Below are 12,063 nucleotides of genomic sequence, written 5' to 3'. Positions count from 1 at the left end.
GTCCTACTTAATGCCTCGCGCCGAGGACCTCGTCCAGGACGCTCAGCAGATGGTCCGCATCGTTCGTGTCGAAGACCAGTGGCGGGCGGATCTTCAGGACGTTGCCGTGCGTTCCCGTCGCCGAGATCAGGACCCTGCGTTCGCGCAGGCCGTTGACCACCGCGGTGGTCAGGTCCGGGTCCGGGGTCCTGGTGTCGCGGTCGGTGACGAGTTCCACGCCCACGTACAGGCCCGCCCCGCGGACGTCCCCGATGGCCGGGTGGCGTTCGCTCAGGTCGTCGAGGCCCGCGCGCAGGACTTCGCCGACCCTGCGGGAGTTGTCGAGCAGGTTCTCGTCACGGATGACGTCGAAGGTTGCCTGGGCCGCGGCGATGGCGACCGTGTTGCCGCCGAAGGTGTTGAAGTACCGCATGTCGTGGCCGAATTCGGCGACGGCGTCGTGGGTGACGGCGAGGCCCGCGACGGGGTAGCCGTTGCCCATGGGCTTGCCCATCGTGACGATGTCGGGGTGCACGTCGTGGCGCTGGTAGCCCCACATCCGCTCCCCCGAGCGCGCGAACCCGCACTGCACCTCGTCGGCGATGAACAGCCCGCCGGCCTCCTGCACCGCCTTGACGGCCGGGCCGAGGAGGTCCGTCGGGTGGGCGTACAGGCCGTCGGAGCTGAAGAGGGAGTCGACGACGAACGCGGCCACGCCCACTCCGTGGCGTTCGAGCTCGCGTATCTGCTCGCGCACGTGGTCGGCGAACCATTCCGCCATGCCCTCCCGGGGAATGCGGTACGAGTCCGGGCTCGGCACGCGGCGCACCCAGGTGCCCAGCACGGCGTTCTCCCCCATGGCCGGCGAGATCCCCGCCACCTGGTCGGAATTGCCGTGGTACGCCTCGGAGGTGATGATGACGCCCTGGTTGCCGGTGCGGTACTTGGCAATGCGCAGCGCGAGGTCGTTGGCCTCCGAGCCGGTGCAGGTGAACATCGCGTGGCCGTCCGCGACCGGCCCGGTGAGGGTGGCCAGCAGATCCTCGGCGTAGTCCAGGACGCCTTCCTGGAGGTAGCGGGTGTGGGTGCACAGCGTCTGCATCTGCTGGTGCATGGCCTCGACGACGTGCGGGTGGGCGTGCCCGACGGAGACCACGTTGTTGTAGGCGTCGAGGTACTCGTTCCCCTCGTCGTCCCACAGCCGACAGCCCTTGGCGCGCACGATGTGCAGTGGTTGCTGGTAGAAGAGGCGGTAGGCGGGGCCCAGCAACTTCTCGCGGCGTTCGATCAGTTGGCGGGTGGACTGGGACAGTCCCTCCGCCGCGTTCGGGTCGAACGCGTTGTTCATCTTTCCGCGGGCCTTGGTCCTGGTCTCAGGGGTGCTCATGCTCGTCCTTGGTGTGTGCGACGGGCCGGTTGTCCGCCGGCTGCTCGGTCAGAGGAACGTCGAGGAGATCTCGTCGGGCGTACGGTCGAGGAACCACGCCAACTGGCCCCATCCCGGCGCGGTGTTGCGCAGGATGTACGTGGTGTTCCCGGGGATCAGCGACGCGCGGTGCAGGGTGATGAGCGCCCGGGCAACCACTCGGCCCATGACGAGGTGCGGGAGCAGCGCCAGTTCGGCCTCGGTGAGGTCGGCCGAGCGGAGGTATCCGCGCAGCACGTCGCGGGCCTCGGCGAAGAGGTCCGGCACCGGTCGCGACGCGGTGTCCCGTGGCAGTTGGTTGAGCAGTGCGGTGGCGACATCCACCGCGATCGCGGTGTGCACGGCGTCGCCGAAGTCGATGACACCGGTGACGAATTCGGCGGTGTCGTGGTCGACGAGGAGGTTGGACGTGCTGAAGTCGTTGTGCAGCACCTGGTAGCGCAGGGACTGCAGTTGGGGCACAACCACGTCCATGTAGCGGTCCAACCCCTGGTCCAGAGCCCGGCGTTGCCCGGCGTCCGGGACTTCGTCGAGCAGTGGGTGCAGCGCCGGGAGGTGGCGGACGTCCCAGGCGCACACCCTGTCGTCCGCCGGGTGCCGGAAGTCGGCGGTGGCGTGCCGCAGTTGGGCCAGCATCTCCCCCACGCGTTCCCGTTCCGGCGCGGACGTCGCCCCGGCCGTGTCGAGCGGTGTGCCCACGGCGTGGGTCATGACGCGTGCCAGGCGGTGCCGACCGGCCCCGTCCGTCACCGGTTCGAGCAACCGGCCGTCGGCAGAGGGCAGCAGCTCGGGGACCGGCACGCCGTATCCGGACTCGTGCACGTGCCGCATCAGCTCGGTCTCGAAGGCGACTTCGTCGTCGTCCTCGTCCGGGTGGGAGACCTTGACGACGAACCGGCCGCCATCTGAGGTGTCGAGCCGGAACGTGTCGTCCTTCTCGGTCGCCAGCCGGGTCGTCGCGACGGCGTCCAGGGACCACCGCGCGCGGGCCAGGGCGATCGCCTCGGCCTCGTCCATGACCGCGTGGGCCGCGGCCAGCCGTCCGCTCCCGAGGCCGAGTTGGCCGAGCGTCACACCAGGTTCCACACCCTCGACCTGCCGGGCAACAGCGTCCGTCATGCCACCGTCCTCCCCCGGCGCGCCGGTCACCGGTGATGTCCGTAACGACGTACTCGACGTTGGTGCGCTCCTCGTACCGCTCTTACTCCTCGTACTCCTCGTACTCCTCGTACTCCTCGAAGGAATACGCCGACACGCCCTCGCCAAAACCTGAGCCAGGCAACCGCCTTGGGACAGGCCCTTGCTCGCGGCTCCGCGTCTACCGGAAGCCGAGGTCCGGATCGGTGCCGGTCAACTCTCCGCTGGCGGCCCACAGGCGAGCGGCCACGTCCGCGTCGGCCATGTGCGCGGGGACGGGCTCACTCCGCGGTGTGCCGCGCAGTCCGAAGACGCGCGGCCCCCACAGCTGTCCTCCCTGCACCTCCGGGTCGAGGACAGCCCGTACGACGGGCTGCGCTCCGGCCTCCTTGCCCTGCACCAGGAGCGCGGCCGGCAGGGCGCGCAGCCGCTGACCGGGCGTGGTCACGGACACCGGTGGACGGGACGGCGTGAGGGAGTCCAGCGCTCCGCCGGGGTGGGCCACCACGCTGAGCACCGTGCTGTTGATGGCACGCAGCCTGCGATCGAGCTCGAAACCGAAAGACATCTGCGCGAGCTTCGAGCGGCCGTAGGTGCGCTTGGGCAGGTACTCGTGGGTCGATTGCAGATCGCCGAGGTCCAGCCGTTCGGAGCGCGCCGCGAAGCTTCCCACCGTCACGACGCGGCCCGCGGGCGCCGCGGAGAGCAGCGGGGCCAGCCACTGGGTCAGTGCGAAGTGGCCGAGGTGGTTGGTGCCGAACATGAGCTCGTGGCCGTCGCCGGTCTCCCGGCGGGGCGGGTCGTCGAGCGCGACCCCGGCGTTGTGGACCACCGCGTCGAGACGGTCGAGTTCCAGCCTGCCCACGGCCGCCTTCAGGGACGTCAGGTCGGCGAGGTCCAGGGGAAGGTGGCTCACGTGCGCGCCGGGGACGCGCGAGCGGATCGAGGCCATGGCGGCGTCGGCCTTGGCGGGGTCCCGGCTGCCGAGCACGACGTGGGCGCCGGTGGCGGCGAGCTGCTCGGAGGTGAAGTAGCCGATCCCGGCGTTTCCCCCGGTGACCAGGAAGGTGCTGCCCGAGGCGGCGGGCAGCCGGTGAACGTCCCACGGTCGGTGCTGGGATGCGGAAGACACGGTGTCGGGCTCCTTGCGGTCCGGGGCGGCGTGCTCATGGGAAGCACTCATGCACCCAGCATGCCTGGCGCTACCGACATATCGCCGACAGGTCTCCGACACGCTGCGGCCCGGGCTGTGACGCCAGTTGCACGGCAGGTGCACGGTCGACGTCGCGGTCCGGGCCGCTGGAGTTCCCGGCAGGTCAGCCCGAGACTTCGGCCCGCTCCTGCGAGGTCGTACCGGCCTCGGCCCCGGCCGGTACGGACTGCGGGTCCGTACCGGTCCGATGGCGCACCCACAGGACGTAGACCACGGTGAGCAGCACCAGCCAGACCGCGCCGACCTCGAGCGCCACGCGCGTGCTCTCGTGGAAGCCGAGCAGGACCAGCACGGCGACCATGAACAGGAGCGTGATGATCTGGCCGTAGGGCCAGAACGGGGCCGGGAACTTCAGGGCCGCGGACTCCTCGGCCGACATCGAGCCGCGGGCCTTCATGTGGGTGAGCATGATCATCACCCAGACGAAGACGGTGGCGAACGTGGCGATCGAGGAGATGATCAGGAAGATCTCGCCGGGGACGACGGCGTTCATCACGACGCCGAAGAGCAGGGCGCCGATCATGACGAGGGTGGTCACCCACGGCACGCCGTTGCCGGTCGTCCGACGCATGGCGGCGGGTCCGTGGCCGCGCTCGGCGAGACCGTACATCGTGCGGCCCGCGGCGAAGATGTCACTGTTGATGGCCGACAGGGCGGCGGTCAGGACGACCACGTTGAGGACGGCGGCCGCGGACTTGAGGCCGACCCCGGCGAAGATCTGCACGAACGGGCTGCCCGAGTCGTCGATCTGCTGCCAGGGGGTGATCGACATGATCACGGCGAGGGTCAGGACGTAGAACAGGATGATGCGCAGCGGGATGGAGTTGACCGCGCCCGGGATCGTCTTCTCCGGGGACTGCGCCTCGCCCGCCGTGACACCGATGATCTCGGTGCCGCCGAAGGCGAACATGACGATGGCGAAGGAGATCACGAAGCCGTCGATGCCGCCCGCGAAGAAGCCTCCGTGGCTCCAGAGGTTGTCCAGGCCGACGTGGACGTGGCCGCTGCCGAGGCCGAAGGCGATGACCGCGATGCCGACGAGGATCATCGCGACGATGGCGACGATCTTCACGAGGGAGAGCCAGAACTCCAGCTCACCGAAGACCTTGACGCTGACGAGGTTGAGCGCGCCAACGATGACGACGGCGGCCAGCACCCAGATCCAGCGGGGCACGTCGGGAAACCAGAAGCCCATGTAGACGCCGATGGCGGTGACATCGGCGACGGCCACGATGACCATCTCGAAGGCGTACGTCCAGCCGGTGAGGAAGCCGGCCAGCGGTCCGAGGTGCCGGTTCGCGTACTCGCCGAAGGAGCCGGCGGTGGGCGAAGCCACGGCCATCTCACCCAGGGACCTGAGGACGAGGAAGACGGCGGCGCCGCCGATCAGATAGGCGAGCAGGACGGCCGGGCCGCCCGCCTGTATGGACTCGGAGGAGCCGTAGAACAGCCCCGTGCCGATCGCGGAGCCGAGCGCGATGAAGCGGATGTGCCGCGAGTTGAGCCCACGGCTCAGGCCGGCCTTTTCGGTACGCAAACGAGTGTCTCCCTCTTCGGGGTGGGGCCGGCGGACGGACTGCGGGACCTGCGGTCCGGGCCCCGATGACGCGAACGCCAGCCTGTATATGCCTGTCTATACAGGTGCGTCAAGAGGTAGTCCGGAGAGTGAGCGCACGAACAGCCCTGAGCGGTCCCGACACACGTCGGGCGCGTCCCTCGCAAGGGGACGCGCCCTGGAGTGCTGCTGTACCTCACCGGCCGACCGGGCCTGGTGCAGGCGCCATTTTAGCCTGTGACCTGGGCGTACCGTGCCCGCCCGCCGACCGCGTCAGTGCGTGGCGAACGCGCCCTCGAGGCGGTAGCGGGTGCCGGGGTGGAGCAGCCGCGCGATGCTCACGAGGGCGTCCCTCGACCAGGTGCGGCGCTGGATCAGCAGACACGGCTCGGCCGGGCCCACGTCGAGGATCGCGGCCTCCTCCGGCGAGGCCAGGACCGCCTCCACGATGTGCTCGCCACGGCCGAGCGGCGCGACCTTCGACAGGAACGTGAACGGTGTTTGCAGTGTGAAGTCCTGCTGCAGGTAGCCGGGCGCGAAGGCCGGGTTGACGTACCGGTCCTCCAGTTGGAGCGGCACCCCGTCCTCGTAGTGCACGACCTGTGAGCGGAAGACCAGCTGCCCCTTGCCGAGGCCGAGGTGCGCGCCGGTCCGCTCGTCGGCCTGCTCCTCGCCGAGGGACAGCACGCGGGCCGAGTAGCGGTGGCCGCGGCTCTGCACCTCGTCGGCGATGTTGTGGACCTCCAGGAGCGCGGAGCTGGCCTTGCGCTCGGCGACGAAGCTGCCGACGCCCATGACGCGCCGGATGAGCCCGTCGGCGGCGAGCTCGCGCAGCGCGCGGTTGACGGTCATCCGGGACAGCCCGAGCGCGTCGACGAACTGGCTCTCCGAGGGCAGGGCGTCGTCCTCCTGCCAGTGGCCGTCCCTGATCTGCCGCTCGACGAGCTCCTTGACGCGCTGGTAGGCGGGCACGGCGCTGCGCCCGCCCTCCTCGTACCAACGGGCCAGCTCGGCCTGGTCCACCGTCACATCGCCCACTGTCCTCGCCATCCGCTCCCCCGCTACCGGCCCCTGCTGACTACAGGGAATCCTATGGGGGCGGTGGGGGCGTGACCGGCTGGGACCGACGTCCCCTCGCCTATACGGACACCGCGCCCCGCACGAATCGCCGAAGGTGTGCGCGCACGGCGTCGGGTCGCTCCAGCCAGGGTTCGTGCCCGGCGCCCTCGATCCGTGTCAGTGGGAGGTCGAGCCGGAGCCCGAGTGCTGCGAGGGCCTCGATGGGGCGGGGATCAACGGCGCCGCCGAGGAGTTCCGTGCGCGTCGGCAGGCACGCGCGCAGTTCGTCCAGGCGCGCGTCGAGCGGGTCCGCGCTTCCGTCCGTGCCGAGTTCGGCGTTCATGGCCCAGTTGACGGGGCGACGCCGCCGGGCGTTCTCGGCGGCCCGGTCCCACCCGCGTTCGGGATCGGCGTAGTCGGTGAACCAGGACAGCGTCAGCAGCTCGACCTCCTGTTCCTCCGTGCGCTCCGGCACCTCTTCCAATGCCTGGCGCCGCGCCAGCTGTGCCGCGGACATCCGGCGGCCCCGCTCCGCCCGGTACCCGGTGCGCCAATCACCCACGAACGGCCCGCACATCAGCAGCATCCCGGCCACGCGGTCGAGGTGCGCCAGGCAGAACCGGCTCGCCAGGTCGGTGCCGTAGGAGTGCCCGATCAGGACGGCCCGGGGCGCGTCCCACGTGTCGAGCAGCTCGGCGAGATCGTCGACATGCCGGGCGAGCGAATGCCGCCCCTGCCACGGGGACCGGCCCGTGCCCCGCTGGTCGTACCGGTACACGGGCGCGAGGTCGCCGAGCATGGCGGCGACCTCGCCCAGGTAGTCCGGAAGCCCCGGACCGCCGTGCAGCAGGACGACGGGCGGCTGCCGGGTCCTGTCCCCCAGCGCTGTCCAGCTCAGTTGGGCCTCGTCGGTCAGCGACGCGAGGCCGTGCGTCTCCATCAAGGTCACCGCGGAGAACCTACCGATCCCGCTGACGCACCGCCAAAGGTTAAAGCCCTCAACGGACCTCGGTGAGGGACACGACCGCCAGCACCCCGTCTACGGCGATGTCGGCGGCGTCCTCGTCATCCTGGAGCAGGACCGCGTCCAGCCGGTCGAGGCGGACGGAGTCCCGGTCCAGGGTCGCGGTGCCGTCCAGGACGAGCGCCAGGACGCGGGTGCCGGGGGCCGGTTCGAGGCGCGTCGGGCCGCGTTCGATGCGTACGTCGCCCTTCGCGTCGGTGCGGCGGAGCATGACGTTGAAGTCGACCAGGGGGCCGCCGAGGAGCCGGCAGTCCGTGGTGGCGTCGCCGGAGAAGGCGAAGGGCGCGTAGCGGGTGTCGACGACGTGCTCCGTACCGTCGACGGTGAGGGACATGCCCGGGCCCTCGACGACGGTGATGATCCGGTCGACGCCCTCGAACGCGGAGAAGGGTCCGCTGCCCGCGACGTCGGCGAGGCTGATCCGCCACGCGAAGTCCTCCGTGCCGGACCCCTCGGGGTGGGCCAGGACCTCGGTGGTGACACCTCCGCCGTTCTTCCACGGTGCGGGGGTGCGTTCGTGTGCGCGCAGGATCTGGGGTGCCATGAAGGTGAGTTGTCCTTGTCTTCGTACGGGCGGCAGGGAGGCCGGGCCAGAGACCAAGGCCCTTCTGACGGACCCTAGCCCGCCGGACGCGGCGCCCGGGATGGCGGTGGTGTCACACACCTCCGGGGCCCCGCAGGACCCCGGAGGTGTGAGAGAGAGCGGCCGGATCAGACCAGGGAACCGGTGACCGACTCGGCGGCGGCCAGGGCGCGGCCGGAGGCGACGTACTGGACGGCCTCCTCGATCTCGGGGGCGAGCCAGCGGTCGGTGCCGGGGCCCTCGACGGTCTCGCGCAGCCCGTCGCGCACGGCCGCGGTGGCCGGGGCGGGGGTCAGCGGGGCACGCAGGTCCAGGGCACGGGCGGCGGTGTAGAGCTCGACGGCGAGGACGCGGCCGAGGCCGTCGATGGCGCGGCGCAGCTTGCGGGCGGCCGACCAGCCCATGGACACGTGGTCCTCCTGCATGGCGCTGGAGGGGATCGAGTCAACGGAGGCCGGGGTGGCGAGCCGCTTGAGCTCGGAGACGATCGCGGCCTGCGTGTACTGGGCGATCATGTGGCCGGAGTCGACACCCGGGTCGTCGGCCAGGAAGGCGTTCAGACCGCGGTTGCGAGCCGGGTCGAGGAAGCGGTCGGTGCGGCGCTCGGAGATCGAGGCGACGTCGGCGACGGTGATCGCGAGGAAGTCGAGCACGGCGGCGACGGGCGCGCCGTGGAAGTTGCCGTTGCTCTCGACGCGGCCGTCGAGGGTGACGACCGGGTTGTCGACGGCGCTGGCGAGCTCGCGGGAGGCGACGAGTTCGGCGTGGCCGAGGGTGTCACGGGCGCTGCCGTGGACCTGCGGGGTGCAGCGCAGCGAGTAGGCGTCCTGCACGTAGGTGCAGTCGGGGCCCGCGTGGCTGGCGATGATGGCCGAATCGGCAAGCAGGGAGCGCAGGTTGCCCGCGCTGTCGCCCTGGCCCGGGTGCGGGCGCATGGCCTGGAGGTCGGCGGCGAACACGGCGTCGGTGCCGAGCTGGCCCTCGACGCTCATGGCTGCGGAGATGTCGGCGGTGCTCAGCAGGCGGCGCAGGTCGTGGGCGGCGAGGACGAGCATGCCGAGCATGCCGTCGGTGCCGTTGATGAGGGCGAGGCCCTCCTTCTCCTCCAGAACGACCGGGGTGATGCCGGCGGCGGCGAGGGCCTCGCCTGCGGGCTTCTTCTCACCGTCGGCGGTGCGCACGACACCCTCGCCCATGACGGCGAGCGCGCAGTGCGCGAGGGGGGCCAGGTCGCCGGAACAGCCGAGCGAGCCGTACTCGTGGACGACCGGGGTGATGTCGGCGTTCAGGAGGGCGGCGTACGCCTCGGCGGTCTCGGTGCGCACGCCGGTGCGGCCGGTGGCGAGGGTGGAGAGACGCAGCAGCATGAGGGCGCGCACGACCTCGCGCTCGACCTCCGGTCCCGAGCCCGCCGCGTGGGAACGCACGAGGCTGCGCTGGAGCTGGGCGCGCAGCTCGGTGGGGATGTGACGGGTGGCCAGAGCGCCGAAGCCCGTGGAGACGCCGTAGTGGGGCTTGACGTCGTCGGCGAGGGCCTTGATGACCTCGCGACTGCGGGCGATCTCCTGGAGGGCCTCGGGGGCGAGGCTCACCTGGGCGCCGTGACGGGCAACGGAAACAACTTCGTCGGCTGCGAGGGCGCCGACACCAACAACAACGGTCATGCCCCAATGAAGCCGCAGGCAGGCAGGGGTTCGCGAGTCGTGCGACACGTCTAGTGTCTGGGATCCCAGACACTTGATCTGGGATCCCAGACAGATGGTTTGCGACATCTCTGGTCTACGCTCGCCCCATGAGCATCGTCCCGGCCGCCGCCCAGGTCCTGGCGGTCCTGCGCTATCTCGCCCGCCAGGCCGCGCCCGTCCCCGCGGCCGCCATCAGCCGCGACGTGGGGCTGCCGCGCTCGACGACGTACCACCTGCTCGACACCCTGGCGGCGGACGGCTTCGTGGTCCATCTGCCGGAGGAGCGGCGGTACGGACTCGGGGTCAGCGCCTTCGAACTCGCCTCGGGCTACGAGCGCCAGGCCCCGTTCCAGCGCCTGGCCCGGGCACCGCTCGCCGCGCTCGTCGACCGCACGGGACACAACGCGAACCTCGCCGTGCTGCACGGCCGCGAGGTCATCTACGTCATCGAGGAACGCGCCCCCGGACGCCCGCCACTGATCAGCGAGGTCGGCGTCCGGCTTCCCGCCCACCTGACGGCGAGCGGACGGGCAGTGCTCGCTCTCCTCCCACCTGCGCAGGTGCGGGCGCTGTTCCCCGACCGCTCGGCGTTCGTGCAGCGGCACGGGGCGGGTCCTGCGACGCTCACCGCGCTGCGCACCCTGCTCACCCAGGCGCGGCGCCGCGGCTACGCGACGGAGGAGGGCGAGGTCACCCCGGGCCTGTCCTCGGTGGCCGCACCCGTTCTCGACCACCACGCCCACCCGATCGCCGGGATCGCGGTGACGTTCCCCGACGAGACGGTCGACGAGGCGGAGCAGCGGCGGATAGCGGGGCATGTGGCGCAGACGGCGCGGGAGTTGACGCGACGGGTGGGCGGGGCTACGCGGGGGCCGGGGACGCCGTCGGCGTAGGGCCGGGCGGGGCATGTGGCACCGTCGCGACGACTTTCACCGCTGGTGCACCCCCAGGCCGTCGCGGCCCGGCGCGAGTTCGGGGCGCAGGACGAGTTCCTCGTCGTAGTCACCGCCCGCCTCGGACCGGTACGCCAGCGGTTCCTCGTCGGGCAGCGTCCGCAGCCGCTCCCGCAAAGCGGCGGACGTACGGGCGTAGTCAGCCGCGTCGTGCCGGTCCGCGCCGTACGCCACGAACGGCTCGAGGGGCGCCATCCCCGTGTACCAGAACGTGCCGTGCAGCAGCGGGAACAGCACCTGGTCCAGCTGCCCGTGGATGCCGCGCGGCCCGAACCCGGACGGTCGGGCGCCCACCGACGTGACGATCAGGGCTCGCTTGCCGGCCAGACCGCCGTCGCCGTACCGGCGGGTGTGTCCGTCCGGCGCCTTCACACCGAATCCGAGCCCCTGCACCAGGACCCGGTCGAACCAGCCCTTGAGGATCGCCGGAGGCCCGAACCACCACAGCGGGAAGTGCAGAACCACGACATCGGCCCAGGCCAGCTTCTCGATCTCGGCACGGATGTCGGCGCTCAACTCACCTGCCGTGTACGCACGTTCCTGCTCGGCGCCGACCAACAGCCGCTCACCGTCGGGCGGCCCGCCGCCGAAGTCGTCGGCGTCGACGACCGCCTTCCACTTCATCGCGTAGAGGTCGGACACCTGGTACGCGTGCCCGAGCCCGTCGAGGGCTCCGAGCGCGTCGGCCATCAGGGAGCCGTTGAGGGAGCGCTGTTCGGGATGGGCGAAGACCCAGAGGATGTTCATGCCTTCGAGCGTGCGCCCTCACCCTCGTACGACATCAGTGGCCAGACGGCCATGGGGTGAAAGAATCTGGCCACCGCGGGCAGGGGGTTACGCGGCCGGCTCGTCCGCCAGGTACGGCGGCGCCGGCTCGTACTGCATGGCACGGCGCACCGCACGGGCGTGGTCGCGGCCGTGCAGCCGCCCGACGAGCCAGAGCGCGCTGTCGATGCCGGCCGAGACGCCCTGGCTGGTCAGCAGATTGCCGTCGACGACATAGCGGGCGTCGCGCACGACGGTGATGTCACCGAGCTCCTCCAGTCGCCGCTCGTGCTGCCAGTGCGTGGCGACGCGGCGCCCGCGGGTGAGTCCGGCGGCGTGCAGCAGGAAGGCTCCCGTGCACACACTGTGCACCCACGACGCCCGCTCGGCGGTCTTGGCGATCCACCCGGTGACCACGGAGTTGTCCACCTGGACAGTGCGCGCGCCGACACCGCCCGGCACCGTCACCACATCCAACGGCGGGTGGTCGTCGAGCGTGTGGTCGGGCAGCACGCGCAGGCCCTTCGCGAAGCGCACCGGGCCCGGCCCCTCGGCGACGAGCACCGCGCGGTCGATGTCACCACGCAGCCGCGCGGAGGTCGTGAACACCTGCCACGGCCCCACGACATCCAGATCCTCGGCATCATCGAAGACGAGCAGACCGTACACAGTCATCCTGAACTC

General features: G+C 71.1%; 11 protein-coding genes. 1 reads left to right on the top strand and 10 read right to left on the bottom strand.

From position 1 onward, the window contains the following. Window positions 1-7: 7 nt before the first annotated feature. From OG746_RS24165 to hutH, 8 genes are all read right to left on the bottom strand, one after another. Window positions 8-1,366, bottom strand: coding sequence for an aspartate aminotransferase family protein (locus OG746_RS24165; protein WP_266717791.1), 1,359 nt, complete (start codon window positions 1,364-1,366; stop codon window positions 8-10). Between the two features lie 48 nt (window positions 1,367-1,414). Further along, entirely contained in the window at window positions 1,415-2,524 is a 1,110-nt protein-coding gene (locus OG746_RS24160; RefSeq protein ID WP_266717789.1) for a phosphotransferase, read from the bottom strand. Window positions 2,525-2,723: 199 nt separating this feature from the next. Beyond that, a complete protein-coding gene (locus OG746_RS24155; protein WP_266719166.1) occupies window positions 2,724-3,674 on the bottom strand; it encodes an SDR family NAD(P)-dependent oxidoreductase in 951 nt (316 codons plus the stop codon). A gap of 184 nt (window positions 3,675-3,858) precedes the next feature. Beyond that, window positions 3,859-5,292: an amino acid permease gene (locus OG746_RS24150; protein ID WP_266717787.1), complete on the bottom strand. Its 1,434-nt coding sequence runs from the start codon at window positions 5,290-5,292 to the stop codon at window positions 3,859-3,861. Between the two features lie 291 nt (window positions 5,293-5,583). Continuing rightward, a complete protein-coding gene (hutC, locus tag OG746_RS24145; RefSeq protein ID WP_266717785.1) occupies window positions 5,584-6,360 on the bottom strand; it encodes a histidine utilization transcriptional repressor HutC in 777 nt (258 codons plus the stop codon). A gap of 88 nt (window positions 6,361-6,448) precedes the next feature. Continuing rightward, window positions 6,449-7,309, bottom strand: coding sequence for an alpha/beta fold hydrolase (locus OG746_RS24140; RefSeq protein WP_266719164.1), 861 nt, complete (start codon window positions 7,307-7,309; stop codon window positions 6,449-6,451). Window positions 7,310-7,367: 58 nt separating this feature from the next. Next, window positions 7,368-7,937, bottom strand: a complete 570-nt coding sequence (locus tag OG746_RS24135) for a HutD/Ves family protein (RefSeq protein WP_266717783.1) — start codon at window positions 7,935-7,937, stop codon at window positions 7,368-7,370. Window positions 7,938-8,104: 167 nt separating this feature from the next. Then, entirely contained in the window at window positions 8,105-9,640 is a 1,536-nt protein-coding gene (gene hutH, locus OG746_RS24130) for a histidine ammonia-lyase (RefSeq protein WP_266717781.1), read from the bottom strand. A 128-nt stretch (window positions 9,641-9,768) separates the two neighbouring features. Between hutH and OG746_RS24125 the strand changes: the two genes are divergently transcribed. Then, window positions 9,769-10,554, top strand: a complete 786-nt coding sequence (locus tag OG746_RS24125) for an IclR family transcriptional regulator (protein ID WP_266717779.1) — start codon at window positions 9,769-9,771, stop codon at window positions 10,552-10,554. A gap of 36 nt (window positions 10,555-10,590) precedes the next feature. On the opposite strand, the gene OG746_RS24120 is transcribed toward OG746_RS24125, so the two are convergent. Together OG746_RS24120 and OG746_RS24115 are read right to left on the bottom strand one after the other, a co-directional pair. Then, window positions 10,591-11,361, bottom strand: coding sequence for an NAD(P)H-dependent oxidoreductase (locus tag OG746_RS24120; RefSeq protein WP_266717777.1), 771 nt, complete (start codon window positions 11,359-11,361; stop codon window positions 10,591-10,593). 87 nt (window positions 11,362-11,448) lie between these two features. Then, a complete protein-coding gene (locus OG746_RS24115) occupies window positions 11,449-12,054 on the bottom strand; it encodes a DJ-1/PfpI family protein (protein ID WP_266717775.1) in 606 nt (201 codons plus the stop codon). Window positions 12,055-12,063: the final 9 nt, after the last annotated feature.

The organism is Streptomyces sp. NBC_01016, assembly GCF_026341035.1.
In the GTDB taxonomy this organism is placed as follows: domain Bacteria; phylum Actinomycetota; class Actinomycetes; order Streptomycetales; family Streptomycetaceae; genus Streptomyces.
Note: the sequence above shows the minus strand (reverse complement) of the source record. Positions and strands in the feature narration are given on the sequence as shown.